At 36.4% G+C, this 23,523-nt stretch carries 23 protein-coding genes; 11 read left to right on the plus strand and 12 right to left on the minus strand.

From position 1 onward, the window contains the following. Positions 1–139 precede the first annotated feature (139 nt). On the minus strand, positions 140–775 hold the full coding sequence (locus AC06G9_RS07360; protein ID WP_248754228.1) for a YceH family protein: 636 nt from the start codon (positions 773–775) through the stop codon (positions 140–142). 128 nt (positions 776–903) lie between these two features. Between AC06G9_RS07360 and AC06G9_RS07365 the strand changes: the two genes are divergently transcribed. From AC06G9_RS07365 to AC06G9_RS07375, 3 genes are all read left to right on the plus strand, one after another. Next, positions 904–1,809, plus strand: a complete 906-nt coding sequence (locus tag AC06G9_RS07365) for a histone deacetylase family protein (RefSeq protein ID WP_045752673.1) — start codon at positions 904–906, stop codon at positions 1,807–1,809. Positions 1,810–1,832: 23 nt separating this feature from the next. After that, a complete protein-coding gene (locus AC06G9_RS07370) occupies positions 1,833–2,888 on the plus strand; it encodes a nucleoid-associated protein (protein ID WP_248754227.1) in 1,056 nt (351 codons plus the stop codon). 121 nt (positions 2,889–3,009) lie between these two features. Beyond that, positions 3,010–3,975: a DUF3810 domain-containing protein gene (locus AC06G9_RS07375; RefSeq protein WP_260950064.1), complete on the plus strand. Its 966-nt coding sequence runs from the start codon at positions 3,010–3,012 to the stop codon at positions 3,973–3,975. A 45-nt stretch (positions 3,976–4,020) separates the two neighbouring features. On the opposite strand, the gene AC06G9_RS07380 is transcribed toward AC06G9_RS07375, so the two are convergent. Next, positions 4,021–4,659, minus strand: coding sequence for a hypothetical protein (locus tag AC06G9_RS07380; protein WP_045752118.1), 639 nt, complete (start codon positions 4,657–4,659; stop codon positions 4,021–4,023). A gap of 65 nt (positions 4,660–4,724) precedes the next feature. Then, the gene (gene lpxB / locus AC06G9_RS07385; RefSeq protein ID WP_293927890.1) at positions 4,725–5,834 is read right to left on the minus strand and encodes a lipid-A-disaccharide synthase; all 1,110 of its coding nucleotides are present in this window, start codon (positions 5,832–5,834) and stop codon (positions 4,725–4,727) included. A gap of 366 nt (positions 5,835–6,200) precedes the next feature. Here lpxB and AC06G9_RS07390 point away from each other — a divergent pair, with 366 nt between their 5' ends. Next, the gene (locus tag AC06G9_RS07390; RefSeq protein WP_045752120.1) at positions 6,201–6,506 is read left to right on the plus strand and encodes an FtsB family cell division protein; all 306 of its coding nucleotides are present in this window, start codon (positions 6,201–6,203) and stop codon (positions 6,504–6,506) included. 88 nt (positions 6,507–6,594) lie between these two features. Here AC06G9_RS07390 and AC06G9_RS07395 read toward each other — a convergent pair whose 3' ends face one another. The 4 genes from AC06G9_RS07395 to AC06G9_RS07410 all read right to left on the minus strand — a co-directional run bounded on the left by AC06G9_RS07395 (position 6,595) and on the right by AC06G9_RS07410 (position 11,695). Then, positions 6,595–8,082: an amino acid permease gene (locus AC06G9_RS07395; RefSeq protein WP_480957802.1), complete on the minus strand. Its 1,488-nt coding sequence runs from the start codon at positions 8,080–8,082 to the stop codon at positions 6,595–6,597. 414 nt (positions 8,083–8,496) lie between these two features. Continuing rightward, the gene (locus AC06G9_RS07400) at positions 8,497–9,201 is read right to left on the minus strand and encodes a hypothetical protein (RefSeq protein WP_260950015.1); all 705 of its coding nucleotides are present in this window, start codon (positions 9,199–9,201) and stop codon (positions 8,497–8,499) included. Positions 9,202–9,310: 109 nt separating this feature from the next. Further along, positions 9,311–11,260: a M1 family metallopeptidase gene (locus AC06G9_RS07405; protein ID WP_293928641.1), complete on the minus strand. Its 1,950-nt coding sequence runs from the start codon at positions 11,258–11,260 to the stop codon at positions 9,311–9,313. Between the two features lie 87 nt (positions 11,261–11,347). Beyond that, the gene (locus tag AC06G9_RS07410) at positions 11,348–11,695 is read right to left on the minus strand and encodes an ArsC family reductase (RefSeq protein ID WP_094773614.1); all 348 of its coding nucleotides are present in this window, start codon (positions 11,693–11,695) and stop codon (positions 11,348–11,350) included. Between the two features lie 265 nt (positions 11,696–11,960). On the opposite strand from AC06G9_RS07410, the gene fbaA reads away from it, so the two are divergent. Both fbaA and AC06G9_RS07420 read left to right on the plus strand, forming a co-directional pair. After that, positions 11,961–13,040, plus strand: coding sequence for a class II fructose-bisphosphate aldolase (gene fbaA / locus AC06G9_RS07415; protein WP_094773615.1), 1,080 nt, complete (start codon positions 11,961–11,963; stop codon positions 13,038–13,040). Between the two features lie 176 nt (positions 13,041–13,216). Next, positions 13,217–13,891, plus strand: coding sequence for a head GIN domain-containing protein (locus AC06G9_RS07420; protein WP_480957803.1), 675 nt, complete (start codon positions 13,217–13,219; stop codon positions 13,889–13,891). 62 nt (positions 13,892–13,953) lie between these two features. Here AC06G9_RS07420 and AC06G9_RS07425 read toward each other — a convergent pair whose 3' ends face one another. The 5 genes from AC06G9_RS07425 to AC06G9_RS07445 form a co-directional block, all read right to left on the minus strand. Next, positions 13,954–14,811, minus strand: coding sequence for a fumarylacetoacetate hydrolase family protein (locus AC06G9_RS07425; protein ID WP_480957804.1), 858 nt, complete (start codon positions 14,809–14,811; stop codon positions 13,954–13,956). A gap of 179 nt (positions 14,812–14,990) precedes the next feature. Then, positions 14,991–15,923 (minus strand): 30S ribosomal protein S6--L-glutamate ligase, encoded by a 933-nt coding sequence (gene rimK, locus AC06G9_RS07430; protein ID WP_045756123.1) that lies wholly within the window; start codon positions 15,921–15,923, stop codon positions 14,991–14,993. Positions 15,924–15,989: 66 nt separating this feature from the next. Further along, complete coding sequence (locus AC06G9_RS07435; RefSeq protein ID WP_045756124.1) at positions 15,990–16,424, minus strand: ATP-dependent zinc protease family protein; 435 nt, start codon at positions 16,422–16,424, stop codon at positions 15,990–15,992. A 51-nt stretch (positions 16,425–16,475) separates the two neighbouring features. Next, a complete protein-coding gene (locus AC06G9_RS07440; protein WP_480957805.1) occupies positions 16,476–17,654 on the minus strand; it encodes an AIR synthase related protein in 1,179 nt (392 codons plus the stop codon). Positions 17,655–17,713: 59 nt separating this feature from the next. Next, positions 17,714–18,199 (minus strand): DNA-deoxyinosine glycosylase, encoded by a 486-nt coding sequence (locus AC06G9_RS07445; RefSeq protein WP_480957806.1) that lies wholly within the window; start codon positions 18,197–18,199, stop codon positions 17,714–17,716. 118 nt (positions 18,200–18,317) lie between these two features. Here AC06G9_RS07445 and AC06G9_RS07450 point away from each other — a divergent pair, with 118 nt between their 5' ends. The 5 genes from AC06G9_RS07450 to AC06G9_RS07470 all read left to right on the plus strand — a co-directional run bounded on the left by AC06G9_RS07450 (position 18,318) and on the right by AC06G9_RS07470 (position 23,497). Next, positions 18,318–19,190, plus strand: a complete 873-nt coding sequence (locus AC06G9_RS07450; protein ID WP_045756126.1) for an SPFH domain-containing protein — start codon at positions 18,318–18,320, stop codon at positions 19,188–19,190. Positions 19,191–19,209: 19 nt separating this feature from the next. Further along, a complete protein-coding gene (locus AC06G9_RS07455; protein ID WP_108157420.1) occupies positions 19,210–19,398 on the plus strand; it encodes a type II toxin-antitoxin system antitoxin in 189 nt (62 codons plus the stop codon). A 183-nt stretch (positions 19,399–19,581) separates the two neighbouring features. Next, a complete protein-coding gene (pepE, locus tag AC06G9_RS07460; RefSeq protein WP_293928649.1) occupies positions 19,582–20,286 on the plus strand; it encodes a dipeptidase PepE in 705 nt (234 codons plus the stop codon). A 66-nt stretch (positions 20,287–20,352) separates the two neighbouring features. Beyond that, positions 20,353–21,669 carry a magnesium transporter gene (gene mgtE / locus AC06G9_RS07465; RefSeq protein ID WP_248754219.1) on the plus strand — a complete coding sequence of 439 codons (1,317 nt, stop codon included), beginning with the start codon at positions 20,353–20,355 and terminating at the stop codon, positions 21,667–21,669. A gap of 94 nt (positions 21,670–21,763) precedes the next feature. Then, on the plus strand, positions 21,764–23,497 hold the full coding sequence (locus AC06G9_RS07470) for a thiamine pyrophosphate-dependent enzyme (protein WP_045752840.1): 1,734 nt from the start codon (positions 21,764–21,766) through the stop codon (positions 23,495–23,497). Positions 23,498–23,523 lie beyond the last annotated feature (26 nt).

The raw sequence follows: 23,523 nt of genomic DNA on the forward strand, positions 1-23,523 counted from the left end.
TCGAACATGTTAATATATTGAATCGTTTGATTCTTGAAATCATAGATAGATACCTCTTCCATTGGGTGCACCTCTCGGATGAAAAAATCAACATACATCTTGTTATTTTCTTAAAAAAAGGATTGATTTTGATTAAGTATTAATGTAATTCATCCCAAAATTCCTGAAATTGTTGTTTCAGTTGTGCTAATTCAAGTTCCAATGTTTCAATTCTTTTTTGTAGAAGTGCAGTGCTTTCCGATGTAGCAGGAGTTTGTTCAAATTGTTCCAGATCAACGTCGCCTAACAGATGAATATATCTGATTTCTTTATGTCCTGGTTGTTTATCGAGTGCTCTTACGAATCCTTCTGCTGCTAACTTATCTAACTGGGCTGTGATATCCTCTAAAGCTTCAAAATCGTAAAGACGTCCTGAATTGGAGTTTATTTCGCCTGCAGTTAACGGTCCACGTAGTAAGAGTAGACATATAATCGCTAATTCTGATGGTACCAACGGAAATTGTATGGCAAAATTGTGTTTATACTTGGTCACGCGGCTTCCACCACCCACAACATGTGCAATAAGTCCTTTTTTCTTTAATATGGCTAAGGTATTGATAATGGTTTCATCGGAGTATTGTACGACGGGTCTTCTAGCGGTTTTTTGATTGCAGGCGCTTTGGAGACCGTTCAGTGACATCGGATAATATTCTGGAGTGACCTTTGACTTTTCGATCAAAGCGCCTAATACACGCTGCTCTTCGGTTGATAATTGTGGTTTGGTGCTAAGTTCCATAAATGTAATGAGTTGAAATCAAATATGCTATTTTTTATAGGGGGAAACAATTATTTTTAAATATTATCCACAATAAAAACCAATAAATATCCTTTTTATTATCTTAGTGAAGTTTTAAATATACTGCTTTGTTGAAGATTGCGTTCCATCCCGAATATATTCATCCCGTACGAGAAGGTCATCGATTTCCGATGGAAAAATATGAATTGATTCCTTTACAGCTTTTACATGAAGGTGTTGTGAGAAAGGAAAATTTTTTCGAACCTGCTCTGGCTTCTTTTGAAACAGCATGTCTAGCTCACGACCCTATATATGTTCGGGATATCTTTGATTTGACATTAAACGCTAAAATGATTCGTAGGATCGGTTTTCCTTTGACAAAAAGTCTTGTTGATCGCGAACGCTATCTGGTCGATGGTACCATTCAGTGTGCGCTGTATGCACTAAAATATAATATTTCTTTTAATATTGCAGGAGGGACACACCATGCAGGCTATGACTTTGGTGAAGGATTTTGCTTGCTTAATGATCAAGCTGTGGCAGCGCGCTATTTGCTTAATAAGCAGTTAGCAAACAGAATTTTAATCATTGACTTGGATGTACATCAAGGAAATGGAACAGCACATATTTTTCGTGATGATGACCGTGTGTTCACGTATTCTATTCACGGAGATAAAAACTTTCCATTTATCAAAGAACAGTCGGATTTGGACATTCCTGTTGCTGATGGTCTCGAAGATGATGTATATTTGCAACTATTAGGTGATTCTTTGCCGCTAATTTTTAAAAAGGTAAAACCCGATTTTGTCTTTTACCAAGCGGGTGTGGATATACTGGCAACGGATAAATTAGGCAAACTCAAACTATCTCCTGAGGCTTGCCGGATGCGTGATGAATTTGTTTTTACCCTTTGTGTGACCAATAAAATCCCTGTTCAGGTCAGTATGGGGGGAGGATATTCTATGCATATCAGAGATATTGTCAATGCACATTGCCAAACATTTAAGATCGCTGTCGATTTATATAATTTTTAATAATACAGATTTAAATAAGAACTATGTTTTTTCATCAAGATGCTACTTTTGATCAACTTGCTATCCACCGTGTAGGAAATAAGTCGCAGGAAGAATTTTATATTTTATCGGAACAACCTGTTCCTTTGGAAAATGACGAAGTGCTGCCTCCTCTTCTGATGCACTACTTTATGAGTCCTTTTGCAAAAGTAAATGAGGTATATCGCTTGTTTCATCCCAATGGGGAGCTGGAACTGAATGAAATTTATCACTTTACCAAACAGTTCTTCAAGGAGCAATTACCTTTTCATGAATTTTCTCAACAAGTAGCAAAGCATCTGTATGAGGTCTGTATGCATCCTAAGATTAAACCGGGTGAAGTATATGTGGTCTCTTTAAAAAATATACAGATTGAAGGAGAAAATCATGATGCAATCGGAATTTTTAAATCAGAAAATAAGGAAACTTATCTCAAGGTTTATCCAAATCAAGGTGGTTTTCAACTGGATTACGAAGAGGAAGCGATTAATATCAATAAACTGGATAAAGGTGTCATCATTGTGAATGTTGAAGAGGAGGAGGGATTCAAAGTACTGGTTGTGGATCAAACCAATAAAACCGAGGCTGTCTATTGGAAAGATGATTTTCTAAATATTAAAATTCGAAATGATGATTTTAATCAAACTGGCAATTATCTAAAGGTCTACAAAAACTTTGTAAATGAGAAGTTGGATGATATGTTTGAGCTAGAAAAGGCTGATAAGATTGATCTGCTCAACAAATCATTGAATTACTTCAAAGAGAAAGAGACTTTTGATCAAGAAGAATTTGAAGAGGAAGTAATCGGTAATCCTATTGCGGCAACCATGTTTAATGACTTCAGATCTGGGTTTGAAGATGAATTTGATTCCCCTTTTCAAAGCAGTTTTGATATAGCAGATAAAGCCGTCAAGAAAATGGAAGCTTCTTATAAGACAGTATTAAAGCTGGATAAAAATTTTCATGTTTATTTGCATGGGAAACGAGAATATATTGAAAAGGGATTTGATGAAGAAAAGGGAATGAACTATTATAAGCTATATTTTGAAAATGAGAGCTAAATTTTAAATGAAGTATATGTTAAGGAAATCACTTATTTGTTTTGCAATACTGTGTTCTATTATTGCAGTAATCACTATTCTGGAAAAGAATACTGTTTTTATTGAACACTATTATTCAAGAATGTGGTATCCTTTTTTTTCATATTTGCCACAAGCTATTTTTGGTTATCTACCTTTTAGTATTGGAGACTTATTTTATTTTTTTGCGGTTTGTTTCCTTTTGATGTTAGTGTTTACCGTTATTAGGCATCTTTTAAAAAAGAGATACGCTCATGCGGGTAGATTCCTGGTGTATCTTATTAATGTAATTTTGGGCTTATACTTGTTTTTTTATATAAGCTGGGGGATGAACTATTACCGGACACCCATTGTTCAGAATACCGGTTTAAGCACAGATAGTCTAAAGTTAGCTGATTATCTTGTCGTTTTGGAAGCATGTCTCGATTCGACAAATGTTTTACGCGCCCAGATAAATCCAAAGCAATGGGAGCATCAGGATGCAAAAATAAGAAGAGAGATGGTGGAGTTAGTGTATTCGGATACCACTTTTCAATCTTTTCTTTCAAAGACTTTAGTCGGTGCAAAGGGACCTCTCAATAGTAACTGGGTTTCCTATTTTGGTGTCTCAGGATATTTTAATCCTTTTACGCATGAAGCACATGTCAATACTGCAATGCCTGTTTTTTCCAGCCCTTTTACGTATGTTCACGAATTGGCACATCAACAGGGGGTGGGGTTTGAAGATGAGGCAAATTTTATTGCCTATGTTCGACTGAAAAATCATCCAGAGCTTTTTTACCGCTATTCTAGCTATTTACAAACAACATCGTATATGCTACAGGAGCTGAGGGGGATCGATGAGGAATTGTTTGCCAATTATAAAAACAGGCTTTCACAACTTGTATTAGATGATCTGAAGCAGGAGGCTGTTTTTTGGAGTAATTATACAGGTTGGACTAATAAAGTCTTTGGCATCTTCTATAACGGCTATTTAAAACATAATAATCAGCAAGAAGGATTGGCGCGTTATGATAGAATGACCAAGCTGGTGGTCGCTTATGAATTAAAGCTGAAAGGTTGTCGTTAGACTAACATGTATCTAATAAAAATAGCGAGCCATGGCTCGCTATTTTTATTTTATGGTAATAATTTCTGTCTTACCATCTATACCCGGACTTCCAGAGAAGATCTGTCCCTGAGGAAGACCTCGTAATCCAGCTGGTGCCTGTCTCACACGATCATAAATTGATCGAAGATCACTTGTTGCATTGACATTTTTACCTCCGCCTTCGTTAGCGATCTGAAGATAATTGGGTTGCTTCTTGTTTTCCCTTTGTGGTACGATACTATTTTCTGAAAGTGATAACTTTACATTTCCACCGTTTCCATTTGGAAATGTTCTTGTTCCGTTAAAGGCATTATCTCCTTTCGCTACAATGTATAGCGATCCTAACTTTTGGAAATTTGCTTGAATATCAAAATTTGATCCATTGTTTTTACTATCGGTACCTGAAATGGAAGCATTGTTGCCAATAATGGCATGCCCAATAGTGAGATTGACATTTTTATTCGCATAAAACATCAAAGACGCTTTATCTCCCATGATTAAGGTGTCAATATGTAAATTGATTGTTGAATCAGATGATTTGGTATTGTAGACTTTTTTAGCCTTTTTCCCAATTTCCAATTTGCTGATGTGCTCTACATTACTTTGTGCATATGACTGAAATGCCAGAAAGGCACATGTTAGTATTGTTATTATTTTTTTCATAGCTATTTGTAATTTTTGTTAAATAACATCTATTTGACGAATAGCGTTTTTGAAAGTTTAATGCGCTACTTCATATACTGAACAATTAATTTAGCTGTTTTGTTTGAGGCACCTGGTTGACCTAATTTTTGCGCCAATATTTCATAATTTTCCAGTACGCTAGCCCGATATTCAGGCTTATTGATCAATTGATCTAATTCCTGTGCAATATCATAGGTGGTACAATCATCTTGGATAAGCTCTCGGACAGATAGATAGTCGTTGATCAAATTGACCAAGGAGATAAACTTTACTTTGATCACAAGTTTTGCAATCCAGATGGACAGCGCATTAGCCTTGTAAACCACCACCTGAGGGACTTTAAGAATTCCTGTTTCTAAGGTGGCTGTTCCACTTGTCACGACCGCTGCTTCGGCATGTTTCAGTAGATCATAGGTGGCATTAAATACAATTGGAATCTGTTGGTCCCCAAGGTACTGTTGATAATAAGATTTATCAAAATTAGGAGCACCAGCGATGACAAATTGATGCATAGGGAAGAGGTACGTTAAATTGGCCATGACGGGTAACAATTTAGCAATTTCCATCTTACGACTTCCCGGAAGTAGCGCGATAATAGGCCTTTCTGAAAGTTGATGCTCGGCAATGAAATTAGGGTTGAATTGATAGGAAGAAATCGCATCTAAGAGTGGATTTCCGACATAATCAACGGGCATTCTCCATTTTTTATAGAAATCTACTTCAAAGGGAAGAATACAGAACATGTGATCTACGACTCGTTTGATTTTAACGACTCGCTTTTGATTCCATGCCCATACTTTAGGGGAGATATAATAACAGGTTTTAATACCTTTTTTCTTCGCAAAATCTGCAATTTTTAGATTGAATCCAGGAAAATCGATTAAAATAACGCAGTCTGGATTTTGTTTGATGATATCTTCCTTAACCTTTTTTAGATTTTTTGAAATGGTGCCTAAATTTTTTAAAACTTCTACAAATCCCATAAATGCCATTTCAGAAGTGTGAATCAGGGCTTTTTGATTGGCAGATTCCTCCATTTGCGTACCACCAACGATACTAAAAGTAGCTTCGGGGTCTTCAATTTTTAATGCATTGATTAGGTTTGCACCGTGTAAATCTCCTGAAGTTTCGCCTGCTATTAGATAATATTTCATTTGCTCGATTCTATTCAATAATAGGGTTAAACTTAGATAAATTTGGTTAAATCCGCAATTTAAATGCGGATTTAACCAAATTTATCAGTTATCTCGTTTTTATAGATCATTATTTTTTTTGGGGTATTCACTATGTATTTTTCATATTTTATTTATGCATGCTTCATTCCATTGAATTTTTTCTCATAAATAATGGAATTTTTAAATATAAAAATAACAATGCCTCGCTGTTAATATGAGATGATAGTTACCGGCTTTTTCCATAAATAAATACTACTTGGTTGATGCATAATGATTTTCCAAATAAATGTTTCTATATTTAATTGAGATTTAGCATGTATAGATCTTTAATATTACTTTTGCACTATGGATAGATTTTTAGGACTTATTCGAAATAAATATTTTCTGGCGGCAATAGCTTTTACCGTATGGATGTGTTTTTTTGATCGCAATGACTTTGCAACGCAATATAGCTACCAACATCAAAAAAGTAATTTAGAACGAGAGAAGGCTTTTTATGAGAAAGAGAATCAGAGTATCATCGAAACGATTACTGACATTAGATCTGATCAACGTGAAGTCCAGCGTATAGCGCGAGAAAAGTATAAGATGAAGAAGGAAAATGAAGACGTTTATATCGTGACAGAGGTGGAACCCAAAGAAAAAGAATAATATATCATGCTACTCGCTGGTTTATGGTCATAAGCGCATTGATAATATCAAAAAAAGGCTGTTTCATCAATGAAACAGCCTTTTTTGATTAGTCTTTTAATTTATGTTCTTCGGCATACTCTTTTCGGATTTTCGAATGTTTCTTGCTATATACAAAATAGATAATGACACCAATTAGCATCCAAATACCTAAGCGTTCCCAAGACTCAATCGGTAAAGAAGCCATCATCAGCACACAGACAAATATTCCCAATACTGGAATAAGTGGTACAAATGGAGTTTTAAATGGTCTTTCCAAATTAGGTTCTGTCTTACGCAATACTAAGATTCCTATACAAACTAAAGTAAAGGCAAATAAAGTACCTATACTAACCATATGACCTAGATCGGATACTGGAACAAATCCTGCAAATATACTGACGAAAACCATGAAGATTAAGTTTGTTTTCCATGGGGTTTGTCTTTTGGATAAATCTGAAAATATTTTAGGTAATAAACCATCTTTACTCATGGAGTAAAATACACGGCTTTGTCCTAGCAACATAACTAAGATTACCGAAGTGTAACCTGCAATAATCGTTACGATCAGTGCTGTGTTTAGAAAGGTATATCCTGTTTTAGCAAAAGCTGTAGCAACTGGTTTTGCATCACCTTTAAATTCCGTATAAGGTGCTAAACCTGTCAATACATAAGAAAATAATACATAAAGTAAAGTACAGATAATTAATGATCCGATGATGCCTATCGGCATGCCTTTTTTAGGGTTTTTTGCTTCTTGTGCAGCAGTACTTACGGCATCAAAACCAATAAAAGCAAAAAAGACAACTCCTGCCGCTCTTAGAATTCCACTGAAACCAAAATGCCCAAAGTCATCGCTTCCGAGAAAACTCCAAAAGCCCAATTGACCACTTTTTACCAGTTCTTCACCATGGTTGACAGGAATGAATGGCGTGTGATTTGCTGGGTCTATGAATCCCCATCCTAATACGATGAAAATTAAAACTACAGCTACTTTTAATACAACTAAGATATTGTTTACAAATGAAGATTCTTCTGTACCGCGCATGAGCAGTAACGACAGCAAACAAACAATAATGATAGCAGGAACATTCACAATACCACCTTCCCAAGGTCCATGTAAAAATTGTGTTGGAATTTCAACCCCTAATGTGAGTAAGAGCTGATTGAAGTACTGCGACCAGCTTACTGAGACTGTCGCTGCGGCAAGTGCATATTCCAATACAAGATCCCATCCGATGATCCAAGCCATAAATTCGCCCATTGTTGCATATGAATAGGTATATGCCGATCCAGCAACCGGGATCATAGAGGCAAATTCGGCGTAGCATAATCCTGCAAAACCACAGCCCACAGCTGCGATAATAAAGGAAAGCACGACAGCAGGACCAGCATGATCTGCCGCTGCTATACCTGTTAGTGAGAATAATCCGGCACCAATGATTGCACCTACACCCAAAGCAATAAGACCAGAACTGGATAGTGTACGTTTTAATGTTCCCTGACCGTTAAGTTCTGCTTCTGCAATTAACTTGCTAATCGATTTTTTAAAAAGCATATATTTATTTTATAATTGAGTTGTTTTTTAAACTAATATTGATTGTCTTTTCAAAGTCAAATATAGTTTAATAAATGAAAAAAAGGGAAGTTTTTTTTATTCTCTATATTGATATTGTGATAATTAATGTTTACTACGCTTTCGTAAATTATTTTGCAAACTTGGACTTTTTAGATGTACAAATGGTAAAATTTTTATATTGGACCAAGAGATGTATATTTTAACGTTTACATATGGTGGATAAATTCCTCCACTATGCGGAATGATGGGCTGGTCAATGAACAAAATGTATTTGTTGAGATTGAAACTTATTTATTTGAGTTGGACATAAAAAGTTCATAAATAACAAAAAGCTTTTAACTGGATATGGATATTCCAGTTAAAAGCTTTTGCATTAAGGGTAAAACCAAAGAATTACTTTCGTTTGTTGGTATTGAATTTCTTGTAGGAATCCATCACATAAATTTTGATATCCTCTGCTGAGGCTTGCTCAATGAATTTATAGCTAGGTCTGTATTGCTCTTTAAAAAGAGCTAATTCAGGATCTCTAAGCGGAGTTAGAGACTGGATTAAATCTGTTGTGAATTTGCGATCAATAACTCTTTTATGCTGTTCTTCAACTAAGAGTTTATAGTTTTGACGTGCCTTCTTTGCATCTTTGCCAAATATGCGGGAAGGGGAAAGACGGATTCCTCCACGTTCTTGCCCTACATCCGAATATTTACCAGCGAGTTTTGTTGCCTCTATTTCTGCTTTAAGACGACTATCGGTCATACGTTCAATATATACTTCATTCAGTTCGATCGCATTGTTTAGTCGATTGAGATAAATTCTTTTAACACCATAATCATATACAAAGACTGTATCTTTTTCATAACCAGTTGCTTCAATCGCTAAGTAGTCATTCAATTGAACATCAATGGCAAAATTACCTTCTTGATCTGTCTCTACCGTTGTATTGGTACGTAGATTTTTAATTGAAACTCCACCTATTCTTTGACTGCTTGTGAGTTCCAGCGTAATCCCTTTTACCTTTTCTTGTGCTCGCACTTCAGTAAAAAGACTACTAACACCTAGCATGGTAAATAGGCTTAAACTATGTATAATTGTTATATTCATTTTCAGTGTTTTATTATCAAAAATACATAATTATAAGGAGTAATGTGCTTAAAACGATTTTTTTTAAATAAAAATCTCCTAATTAAATGTATAGAAGATTTTTATTCTTTTATTTAGCTGTCCAGATATTGTTTTCGGGAACATGATCTGGAAAAACATGATCTGGATCCAGTTGGACAGATGTTAAAGGCTCTCGCGAATCAAGCTTGAAATCGAAAGATTTATTTCTTTCCCAAATTTCTACAGGTAATTTTTTGCGGATTTTCTTCCCAGATGCTGTTGTCGCTTCTACTACGACAGGCATTGGTAGTTTTTCTAGATTTTGAATAGTGATGACAGCACCTAGCTTAGGGTCATTTTTAATATACGATACCTGGGTAATGGCTTGATCGACACGCCAATTGTTTAGAAACCATCCGCGCCAAAACCAGTTTAAATTTTCACCTGTACCATTTTCTATGGAGCGGAAAAAATCTTCTGGAGTTGGATGTTTATATGCCCAATCTGAAATGTATTTTTTAAAAGCAAAATCAAAACGCTCTTTGCCGATGATCTCGTTGCGCAGTAATTTTAATCCATAAGCTGGTTTGTAATAAAGTAAAACACCAATATTACGTTCGTCCATGCTTTGTGGTGTATTCATAATCGCTTCCAATCGCGGATCGGTAAATCGAACTGCTTGGCTGTTTGGATCACCCACTTGTTTGAAATATTCGCCATTATTAAAACTTTCTGTTGCGATTTCATTTATGAATGAATTGAAGCCTTCATCCATCCATCCAAACTCTCTTTCATTGCTGGACACAATCATCGGGAACCAATTATGCCCAAATTCATGATTTGTGACGCCCCATAGAGATCCTGCTTTGGCTCTATTACCACAAAAGGATAACGCTGGATATTCCATTCCTCCGACGTTTGATGCTACATTGACCGCTACAGGGTAGGGGTATTCAAACCATTTATTGGAATAATGTTCAATTGCTGCTTTTGTATATTCGGACGATCTTTCCCAGGCATTGTTGCCGTTACTTTCTTCTGGATATGCGGATATAGCAAGTGATTTTTTTCCACTAGCTAAATTAATTTTTACAGCATCTAGTATAAATGATGTAGAAGATGCCCATGCAATATCTTGGGCATTATATAGACTGTACTTCCACGTTAAACTTTTTTTGTTTGGTCTTGAGTTTGCTTGAGCGACTTCTTGTGCAGAACGGATCACGATTGTTTGGTCACTATTTTTCGCGTTTTCGTATCGTTTTAACTGTTCTGACGTAAATACTTCTTGAGGATTGAGTAATTCGCCTCCGAGTACAACGATGTGATTTGCTGGCGCTGTGATTTCGACTTGGTAATTACCAAATTCGCGATAAAATTCTCCTGGTCCGGTATACGGTAGGGTATTCCAACCTCTGATATTGTCATATACACACAATCGTGGAAACCATTGTGCAATAGCAAAAATATTGCCTTTTGCTGTTTTTAATATCCCCGTACGATCGGCACCATATTCTGGAATGGTGTAGGAATACAGTATTTTAAAACCTGCTTTTCCGCCTTTAGCAGCTATTGCTTTTGGTAGTCGAATTTGCATGCGGGTATCTGTAATGATATAATCCACGGGATTACCTGCTTGATCAGTAACTGATGCTACAGTATATCCTCCATCAAAGTTGGTGTTGGCATCGCCGTACCTGCTTTTTGTCAATGGTGTAATAGCAGTCCCTCGACCTTCTTTGGAGAACATATTTTGGTCCAATTGCAGCCAGACATAGTCTAATTGATCGGGACTATTGTTGGTGTAGTTTATTTCGACTTTTCCTGCAATTGTATTTTTTTGATCATCTAATGTTGCCGAGATTTTATAGTCGGCATTATTCTGCCAATAGGCCGGACCTGGTTTTCCACTTGCAGAGCGAAATTCATCACCATTATTCTTGAAAAATAATGGGGCAAATGTTTCCGTATAATTGTAATTATTCTTTTGCTGAGCAACACTTAGACTTGATAAGGATAAGGACAGAATACTTATGGACAATAGGGATAATCTTTTCATACTAAATTGTAGGACTTGTTCTGCTTAAATATAGTATGAAAAGATGTATTGTTAAATTTTTTCGGTCAAATACTGTTATTGTAACGATTATTTTAGAAAGGAACTGTACTCCTTTTCATCGAATCCAACGACAAGTTGTTTACCACCTTCTATTAATGGACGTTTGATCATACTAGTATTTTTTACTAATATCTGATTTGCTGATTTCGCATCTGTAACAGCTGCTTGATCCTCAGTAGTTAATTTTCTCCAAGTTGTTCCTTTTTTATTGACTAAGATTTCCCAACTGATTTCCTTCTCCCATTCCCTTAATTTCTCTTCTGAAATTCCTTCCTTTTTATAATCGTGAAAAGTGTAATTAAGTTTGTTTTCTTCTAACCAATTAAGTGCTTTCTTTACTGTGCTGCAGTTCTTGATGCCGTATACGTGTAACATATTTTACTCTATTTTAACCAAACTTATTGAATTGGATTATATATACAAAATAATTGGGGGCAATAGTGCAATAATAATTACTTCTGATGATACTATTTGAAATGTCTAATAACTGATATAAACAGTATTTAATATTCATTATACCTATATGTTGCTGAAATGAAGATCAATCATAAGTGTTAGTGTAATATGTACACTTTATAAATTATGTAGAACAATATTTTTTTTTTAACTTAGTCCATAAATAACAAAAGCAAATTATAATATGAGCCTAAAAGATTTTAAAGGTGTATTGACGGGAGATCAAGTACAAGAATTGTTCGAATTAGCAAAAACGCATAAATTCGCATTACCTGCAGTTAATGTAACAGGCACTAACTCGATCAATGCTGTAATGGAAACTGCTAAGGCGGTTAACTCACCTGTAATTATTCAGTTGTCGAATGGTGGAGCACAATTTTACGCTGGTAAAACATTAAATAATGATGGTTTAAAAGCATGTATTCTAGGTGCTGTAGCTGCTGCGCAACACGTTCATCTATTGGCAGAGCACTATGGTGTTGCAGTAATTTTGCATACTGACCACGCTGCTAAAAAATTATTACCTTGGATCGACGGTCTATTAGATGCTGGAGAGAAATTTTTTGCACAACATGGCAAACCATTATTCTCTTCCCATATGTTAGATTTATCTGAAGAGCCTATCGAAGAAAACATCGAAATCTCTGCAAAATACTTAGCACGCATGAAACCACTTGGTATGACTGTAGAAATTGAACTGGGCGTTACAGGTGGTGAAGAAGATGGTGTTGACAACTCAGATGTTGATAGCTCAAAATTATATACGCAACCTGAAGAGGTGGCTTATGCTTACGAAGAATTATCTAAAGTTTCTGATAAATTTACTGTAGCAGCTGCCTTTGGCAATGTACACGGTGTGTATAAACCAGGAAATGTAAAATTACAACCTGTTATTTTACATAATTCACAAGAATATATTCGTGAGAAATTCAATTTAACAGCTGAAAAACCTGTTAATTTTGTTTTCCATGGTGGATCGGGCTCTTCTCCTGAAGAGATTGAAGAAGCAATTTCTTACGGTGCTATCAAAATGAATATCGATACAGATATGCAATGGGCTATGTGGGATGGTGTTCGTGAATACGAAGCTAAAAACCATGATTACTTGCAAGGTCAAATCGGCAATCCTGAAGGTGCTGATTCACCAAATAAGAAATACTATGATCCTCGCGTATGGTTACGTAAAGGTGAAGAGGCTTTCGTAACTCGTTTGAAACAAGCTTTTCAAGAGTTAAATGCGATCGATATCAATAACAAATTGTAATATCGTATACGACTGTTAAAAGCAGTTATTAAAGCGTATGAAGTGTATGTCACTTCATACGCTTTTTTTGTTAACGCTTTGTTTTTATTATTTTTGTTAAAATGTGCTAAATAGTAAGTTAAATTCACAAATGGTGCATATTTTGTATAATGATTATACGAATAGAATATATGGTTATGAAAAAATTAGGATTAGGTGCTATTTTATGTTTTATTGCCCAATTGAGTATTGCTCAGATAAAGCAAAATGTGGGAACGTTTAACTCCGTTGATGTTACGGATAAAATTCAGGTCGAATTAATACAGGGTACTTCCAATGAGGTCGTGACCGAAGGAACTAATTCTGAAAATATTCAAGTGATCAACAAGAACGGTGCATTGCGTATCAAGATGAATACGCTAAACGCATTACAGGGAAATAATATCAATGTCAAGGTCTATTTTCAATCGTTGAAAAGTTTATCTGCAAAAAAGGGCGCTAAGATTATCAATAGACAGAACAGTCAGATTTCTGCTGATCAATTAAGCGTATCTGCTGCCGAAGGAGGTCTGATCGTTGTCTATGTGGAGACTAAAAAGGTTGATGTCAAGTCCACTTCAGGTTCTACCGTATCTCTAATGGGAAAAAGTATCACACAGGATGTTATTTCTAATTTCGGAGGCAAGTATGAGGGAAAAGATTTAATTACTGATGTGACCAATGTGACTGTTAATGGGGGAGGAAACGCGGTAGTGTATGTTAAAGATTCGATAATCGCTAAAACTCGTGCTGGTGGTATCATCGATGTTTATGGTAAACCTCCACACACATCGGAAAAAAAATTAGCTGGTGGTACTATAAATTACAAATAGTCTGCCGGACAGACATAAAAAAAGCACTTCGTCTCAGAAGTGCTTTTTTTATGTCTGTAATATTAGTCTTTTTGATAGTTGATTATTTTATTTTTTGAAATTCCTAATCCTTCTATTCCATACTCGATTTCGTCTCCTTCTACTAAAAATCGTTGTGGTACATGACCTATACCTGTGCCTGATGGTGAACCGGTTGAAATAATATCTCCTGGAAATAAGCCAAAGAAGTCGGATATATAGGAAATCAATTCTTTGACAGGAGTGATGAAATCTTTTGTATTTCCTTCTTGCATGAGTGTACCGTTAAGTTTTAACCAAATGCGTAAATTTCCATCATCTTTGATTTCATCTTTAGTTACAAAATAAGGCCCTAGAGGTGCAAAGGTATTGTATCCTTTTCCTTTGTCCCAAGTGCCACCTCGATGTTTCATGAAATGACGCTCGGTTACATCATTCATCATCACATATCCAGCGATATAATCGGTTGATTCTGTTACTGGTACATGGGTGCCTTTTTTGCCAATTACTACAGTGAGTTCAGTTTCCCAGTCGGTATGGAAAGAATTTTTAGGGATCATAATGTCATCAAACGGCCCGTTTAATGCCGAGATAGCTTTTAAAAATAAAATAGGCTCTTGCTCTTGTACCAGTCCTGTTTCTGCTGCATGATCAGAGTAGTTGAGACCTACACATACGATTTTATTTGGATTGGCAATTGGAGTTCCGATGCGACTATCGGGTGGTATTGCTTTAAGATTTGCTTGATTTTTTGAAATAAACGCTTCTAATCGTTCGATTCCTCCTGTGGCAAGAAAATTATTGTCATAATCTTCACCAAAATCAGAGGTATCATAGTGGATATTGTTGATTAAAATTCCTGTTTTTTCTTCATTTAATTTTCCGTATCGAAATAGCTTCATAGCATCTAAATAGTTATTCGGCAAATGTACCCGTATATTCCTATTCTTTCGTTTTGCTATTGTCAAAATGTCGTGATCGTATAAAGCTTGATTGTATCATTGCTTTTACTTCCTGGTATTTTCTTTCGTTTTTAAATTTATTTATAAAAAAAGGTTCCTTTTTTTTAGGAACCTCCATTTTATAAATTACTTTCTTTCTTTTTCTTTTTACGAATTTCGGGCTTAGCCGCTTTTTTCAATTCATATTGCTTTTCGAGATATATGATTATTTCACCTGCTATATCTTTTTTTGTTGCTTTTTCTATGCCCTCTAATCCTGGAGATGAATTTACTTCCAGCACTAATGGGCCTCTGTCTGAAGGCATCATATCAACACCACATACTGTTAAACCCATAGAGGCCGCAGCAGCAATAGCCGTCTCCCGCTCGCTCTTCGTCAGCCTGATAATCTCAGCGGTTCCTCCGCGGTGGATGTTTGATCTGAATTCGCCTTCTTTGGCTGTCCTTTTCATTGCGCCGACTACTTTTCCTCCGACTACAAAAGCACGAATATCTGTTCCCTTTGCTTCCTTGATATACTCTTGGATTAATATATTATTTCCCAAGCCGTAAAAAGCTTCGATAACAGAGGATGCAGCTTTTTTAGTCTCTGCTAATACGACTCCAATTCCCTGTGTTCCTTCTAAGAGTTTGATCACCAATGGTGCACCACCAACCATACTGATAAGATCGTCCACATCGGAAGTTGTGCGAGCAAATCCAGTAATGGGAAGTCCTATTCCTGCTCCGGAGAGGATCTGCATACAGCGAAGCTTGTCTCTTGAGCGGGTAATGGCTTGACTTGGATTGGCAGATATAACACCCATAACTTCAAATTGTCTTACAATGGCCGAACCATAGAAAGTTACTGAAGCCCCAATACGGGGGATGATCGCATCAATATCTGAAATATCTTGACCTTTATAATGGATGCTGGGTTTGCCTTGTTGAATTCCTACATAGCATTTGCTATGATCGATGACAACGCATTCATGTCCACGTTTTTCTGCGGCTTCTACTAATCGACGTGTCGAGTATAAGCTTTTAACTGTTGATAATACAGCGATTTTCACTTTGCTATGATTAGAATTATTTAATTGTAATGTTGGTAAATTAACAAATATGTATGAACATTAGTTTTACCCAACGGCTTTTTGAGATAAGTTAGACCTTGAGACGTCCACGATAAATTTTTTAGACAGGAAACTTTTTCCTAATAACATGGGATATCGCATGGACGAGCGGTTTCTAAAAGATAACTTGATTTCGAATGATTGATTGTACAATCTTGCTTTCGTAAGAATATAATAACGTTTTTCTTTTTGACCGAATGAACTTTTGACGATTTTTTCTCTATAAACAGGAAACTTAAATATGCGAAGTTCTCCTGTTTTAAAATTAACGATTATTTGGCAAATAATCCACTTATGATTATCAATTATTTTAACCTCATATGATTCACAATGTAAAACAGAGGAGCCTGCTCCAGTATCCACTTTAGCCTCAATGTTAAAAATACCAAGTTCTGGTAAATCTAATGATTCTTTCCATCCCACAATTAGTTTATCTTTCATGGCTATAGGTTACGATGAGGCTTGTGATTAATCAAGCCTCATGCTATTTTATTATTCGTAAACAAATTCGCCGTAAGGAGATTTTACTGTTACCTGTTTTGTAGCAGATGCTTTTACGCGACCAATAATTTGAGCTGGAATACCAAAAGATTCAGATATTGAAATAATTGCAGATGCGATTTCTTCAGGTACATATAGTTCCATACGATGTCCCATATTGAATACTTTATACATTTCTTTCCAATCGGTGTTTGATTCTTTTTGAATTAGTTCAAAAAGGGGAGGAATCGGGAATAAGTTGTCTTTGATGACATGAACTTCATCAACAAAATGCAAAACTTTTGTTTGTGCACCGCCTGAACAATGTACCATACCATCAATCTGTGAGCGATACTGATCTAAAATCTGTTTGATGACTGGAGCGTATGTGCGAGTTGGTGAAAGTACCAATTTACCTGCAGTAATTTTTTCTCCTGTCTCCACAGTGATGGTGTCAGTTAAATTTTGACTACCTGCAAATACTAGTTCATAAGGAACAGCGGGATCAAAGCTTTCGGCGTATTTTTCTGCAATACTTTTATTAAAAACATCATGGCGCGCTGAGGTCAATCCGTTTGAACCCATACCACCATTATATTCTTTTTCGTAAGTAGCCGTACCTGATGATGACAAGCCAACGATTACATTACCTGCTTTTATCTTATGATTTGAAATAATGTCCTCACGTTTCATGCGGCATGTCACGGTACTATCTACGATAATGGTACGTACCAGATCACCTACATCTGCAGTTTCGCCACCGGTTGAATAGATTCCGATGCCCATTTCACGCAATTCAGCTAGAATTTCTTCAGTACCATTGATAATTTCAGCAAGTACTTCTCCCGGAATGACATTTTTATTACGACCAATGGTTGATGATAGTAGGATATTATCAGTAGCACCTACACAAAGTAAATCATCTAAATTCATGATAATCGCATCTTGAGCTATTCCTCGCCATACCGATAGATCACCTGTTTCTTTCCAGTAAACATAGGCCAAGGAAGATTTTGTGCCTGCGCCATCAGCGTGCATAATATTACACCACTGCTCATCACCTCCTAGAATATCAGGGATGATTTTACAAAAAGCTTTTGGATACAATCCTTTATCGATGTTCTTAATAGCATTGTGTACATCCTCTTTACCTGCGGATACACCTCTTTGGTTATATTTTAAATCTGACATGTTGCTGCAAAAATAAGGATTCAATATGAATTTTAAGATTTTATTGTAGGAAATATTTGTTAATCTTTTTTTAATAAAAGTGACCATTCCTGAAGTAATTTTTCCAAAGAGTATCGCGCATTTGCGGGACTGGTACTAGGTAGTGTATAATGTTGATAGTGTTCGCTCTTTGTAAAATGCTTTTCATATACATGATGGGCTTTTTGTCCATTGAAAATGATCGTCTCTAATCGCGGGTGCTGTGAAATGAAATGCGGAAGATCATTCGGTATCTCTTCTACAATATCAAGATCCATACTTCCCTTTCTTTTGGCTCGGGCACATACATCCCACAGTCCAATCTGATTTTCTAATAGCAAGTCGAGCTTTTGAGGATAAGAAAGCGGAGCAGTCTTGTTGAAAATGTGCTGCATTAATTTCCAAAACCGATTTTGAGGATGGGCATAATATTGTTGCTCATGAATCGATTTATCTCCAGGCAATGAACCTAATATTAAGATCTGAATTTCTTTATGCTCAATGGGTAAAAAAGATTGTTTAAACATGGGGTATATATGCAATAATAACGAAGATAAAAATTACTTTTTGATATTAAATATTTTTTTTGGAAATGACATCTTTATGGTATATATTTGATATCAAAATAATATCAAATATTAAATTATGGAAAAATTAATTAAACCCTTGTCTGGCTATTTAGCGCTATTAATGGCTATTATTCTTTTTGTATTGGGTATTGTCTGCTTCTTTCAAGCGAATGATTCTGGATGGTATGTAGTGGTGGGGATTTTATGTATTTTAACTGCTTTATTCTTATTAAAGGGTTTAATGATTATTAATCCAAACCATTCCCGTGTTTTGAATTTTTTTGGACGTTACGTGGGTACAGTAAAAGAAAATGGATTATTTTTTGTCAATCCTTTATATTCGACCTTAAATGTTAGTTTACGATCGGATAACTTGCAAGGTCAGACGTTAAAGGTCAATGATAAGATGGGAAATCCTATTGAGATCGGTGCAGTTATTGTTTGGCAGGTAGGGGATACCTACAAAGCAACTTATGATGTCACGAATTACACTTCTTATGTCCGTACGCAAAGTGAGGCAGCGGTGAGGCATCTGGCAGGGAGTTTTCCGTATGATAATTTAGAAATCGATCCCAACAATCAAGCTACAATCACGTTGCGTGAGGGTGGTGATACCGTAAATCATATATTGGAAAAAGAGCTGTTAGACCGATTGGCTCCTGCTGGTATTATCATCAAAGAGGCGCGTATCAGTCATTTGGCTTATGCATCGGAGATTGCTGGGGCGATGTTACAGCGACAACAAGCTACGGCAATTGTTGCTGCACGTGCCAAAATTGTTGAAGGTGCAGTAGGAATGGTGGAGATGGCTTTACAAAGGTTGTCCGAAAAGGATATTGTAGAATTGGATAATGACAAAAAAGCAGCTATGGTGAGCAATCTTATGGTCGTACTGTGTGGTGAAAAGGCAGCCTCTCCAGTATTGAACACAGGGACTTTGTATCAATAGTATAAGTAAGTTAAAAAGTATGGCGGAAAAAAAGAATTTCATGCTCCGGATAGAGAGTGATGTATATAAAGCATTGGAAAAATGGTCTGCCGACGAATTTAGGAGCGTGAATGGGCAAATTGAATATTTATTGCACAAGGCTTTGAAACAGGAGAAGCGCTTGGAGGATAAAAAAAAGAAGACCGATGTCAATAAGTCGATAGAATGAAGATTTTTTAGAATAATTTTTAATCCGGAGTAAGAGTAGTAAATTGATTCTGTTGCAGAGATACAATTGGGCTAGCGTGAAAATAAAGATTTTATTAAATCTTTTTCACGCTAGCTTTTTTTGTATTGGAATAACATAATAAATTCTAAATTTGAAGGATTTTTAGGTAGTAAGATAATGGATATGAATAGTAATATTAGATTGCTTGTTATCAGTACGAGCACCATTCACGGAAGTTCTTTTTTGACTTATATAAAAGACGATTTGGTTGATTTTATTCAAACTGATGAATTGATTTTTGTACCCTACGCAAGACCTTCTGGTATTTCTTATGATGAATACACGGCAAATGTGCAGACAGCTCTGGCAGATAAAGGTATTCGTGTGAGCGGTTTACACACTTATTCGGATCAAAAAGAGGCGATTGGGCAGGCAAAGGCGATTTTTATCGGTGGGGGAAATACTTTTCTTTTGTTGAAGACCTTGTATGAATTAGACCTTGTCAATGATTTGAAGGCAGCAGTCGCCGCAGGATTGCGATATGTTGGTACCTCTGCAGGATCTAATTTAACTGGATTGACAATCGGAACAACTAACGATATGCCCATTGTATATCCGCCTAGTTTTGATGCCTTGCAATTTTTACCTTTCAATCTTAATCCTCATTATCTTGATCCGGATCCCAATTCTACCCATAAAGGTGAAACAAGAGAAACCCGAATACGCGAGTTTCATCAATTTAATACTCAAGCTGTTTTAGGCTTGAGAGAGGGGAGCTGGCTCCATGTTGAAAATGCTCAAATTGAACTTAAGGGTACTTTATCCGCCAGATTGTTTCAACAAGGGAAGGAACCGATTGAGCTCCAGCCTGGCAACCTTCAATTTTGAATATTTCTATCATGATATTTTTCGTTTAGTTTTCAACATCTCGCGGAGACAAAAAAGTAACTATGTATGGGTAAAAAAATAAAAATACATCCCGCAGATCTTGCCGAGGCTCTAAGTACATTGGATCAAGAGGCCCTGTATCAACAATTCAATCAATATGATTTTGAATTAAGACTCGAAATTTTTTCTTTTTTAGAGAAGGATGTTCAATATAGATTGGCGCGATCTCTATCGGAGTCGCAATTATCGGAATTGCTTAATAATCTGAAACCGGATATTAGGAATCAGTTGTTTTCTGAATTACCCGATGATCTGATTAAGTATTTAATCAATCTATTGAATGAACGTGAGAAGCAGTTGGCGCTAAAGTTGATTGGTTATGCCGAAAACAGTATTGCTCGTTTGATGACGCCCATGTACGTACAAGTACGACCTTATTTTACAGTTGAACATGTATTTAAACATATTAAGTTATTTGGTAAGAAAGCTGAAACCTTAAATTTTATTTATGTGGTCGATGAAAATAATGTATTGATTGATGATTTGAAAATTGGCGAACTGCTATTAGCTGATGCGGATACTAAGATTTCAGAATTGATCGATTATAATTTCGTCTCCATAAAAGCGGTGACTCCCATGGAGGAAGCCTTTGAGATTTTTAAAAAATATGATCGCAGTGCACTGCCTATAACGACAGAAAATGGTGTTTTGGTTGGAATTGTCACCTTTGATGATGTGCTGGATCAGATTGAAGATCGAGACACGGAGGATATCCATCGTTTTGGTGGTATGGATGAACTTGACGTTGCCTATACAAAAACCCCTTTGTTAAAGTTAATTCAAAAACGAGCAGGTTGGTTGATTATTCTATTTTTAAGTGAAATGCTTACTGCTTCGGCGATGGCTTATTTTGACGGAGAAATTGAAAAAGCGGTCGTGCTTGCTTTGTTTGTGCCACTGATTATTTCGAGTGGTGGTAATTCAGGGTCGCAGGCGGCTTCCTTAATTATTCGTGCTATGGCCTTGGGAGAGATCAAATTGAAGGATTGGTGGTATGTGATGAAAAGAGAGATTTCCTCTGGACTGATTTTAGGGGGTATACTTGGTCTTATTGGATTTTTGAGAATCTTATTATGGCAAGAATTAGGGATTTATGACTATGGTATCTATTGGGTATATATTGCTTTAAGTGTTTCCTTATCTTTGCTATTTGTTGTTCTTTGGGGTACTTTATCGGGATCTGTTATTCCATTTGTCTTACGAAGATTTGGGTTGGATCCAGCGACTGCTTCTGCACCATTTGTCGCGACTTTGGTTGATGTATCTGGATTGATTATTTACTTTACTGTTGCGGGATTATTTTTAGCTGGTAAATTATTATAACCTTTCTTAACAGAAAATTTTAAAACTGATTGTAATTTTTATTGTTATTTAAGTTGGAGAGCTATTGATTGCTCTTTGACTTAAATGATTTATTATGGCAAAGATTGTTGCAGATCAGTTAGTTGAAATGCTAGTTGAAGCAGGCGTAAAACGTGTATATGCGGTTACAGGAGATAGTCTAAATTTTTTTAATGAAGCAATCCGTAAAGATGGTCGGATCAAATGGATTCATGTCCGTCATGAGGAGGTTGGGGCTTATGCCGCTGCTGCCGAAGCGGAATTAGATGGAATTGCTTGTTGTGCGGGTAGTTGCGGTCCAGGACATGTGCATCTGATCAATGGTATGTACGATGCTCATCGTTCTCATGTTCCCCTCATTGTGATCGCATCGACGATAAACACGCCTGAAATGGGAATGGGCTATTTTCAGGAAACAAATACCATCAAGCTCTTTGATGACTGCAGTTGTTATAATCAATTAATCACTACTGCAGAGCAAGCACCAAGAATCATTCAAACAGCAATACAACATGCTATCGGACAAAAGGGTGTTGCTGTTATTGGTTTACCTGGCGATGTCTCGGAGATGAAAGCTGAAGAATCTATTGTTTCGACTCAATTATTCCACGTAAACCCCGTCATTAGACCTTCGGATGATGAGCTGGATGTACTAGCAAAAGTTATTAATTCGAGTAAATGTGTAACTGTTTTTTGTGGTATAGGTGCTTCTGGTGCGCATGCTGAGGTGGTCCAATTGTCTCAAAAGATTTTGGCTCCCGTAGGATATTCTTTTAGGGGTAAAATGGGGATTCAACATGATAATCCCTATGAAATAGGAATGACTGGTCTGCTTGGGCAAGCTGCGGCATACCAAAGTATGCATGAGTCAGATTTGATTTTATTGCTAGGAACAGATTTTCCTTATGATAAGTTTATGCCTACTGATAATAAGATTATTCAGATTGATACAGCTGTCGAACGGTTAGGGCGACGCGCAAAATTGGAGATGGGCTTATGTGGTGATATCAAACATACTTTACAAGCCCTTCTACCTTTACTGGAACAAAAAGAAGATGCTAGTTTCCTGGAAGCTCAGCTTAAGATCTACGAAAAAGTAAAGGATAATATGCGCAGTTTTATGGAAGAGAAAGGGGGAGAAGATACCATTCAACCGGAGTATTTGGCTCATTGTATCAATGAATTAGCGACTGATAGTGCCATATTTACCGTAGATACCGGAATGACTTGTGTATGGGGAGCGCGTTTTATCACAGGGACTGGTAAGAGGCAGATGCTCGGTTCTTTTAATCATGGATCTATGGCCAATGCTATGCCAATGGCAATAGGGGCAGCTTTGTCTCATCCAGAGCGACAAGTAATTGCTTTATGTGGCGATGGTGGATTGTCGATGCTGCTTGGAGATTTGGCTACAATCAATCAGTATCAATTGCCGATAAAAATCATCGTCTTTAATAATAGGGCTTTGGGTATGGTAAAATTGGAGATGGAAGTTGCCGGTTTACCTGATAATGAAACTGATATGGTAAATCCAGATTTTGCAGCCATTGCACAGGCGATGGGCTTTAAAGGTATAAATGTTCGCAAGCCTGAAGAGGTTCGAAATGCAGTTGAATTTGCCCTGTCACATCCCGGACCTATTCTTCTTAATGTGTTTACCAATCCCAATGCATTGGCAATGCCTCCAAAAGTTGATTTTGATCAAATGGTAGGTATGGCCAAATCGATGTCTAAATTAATGCTGGGCGGAAAAATGCAGGAAGTAATTGACACCATAAAATCTAATTACAAACATCTTAAAGAGCTATAGCGCATATAATAGACAGTTCATGGCTT

Source organism: Sphingobacterium sp. MAE (genome assembly GCF_056711605.1).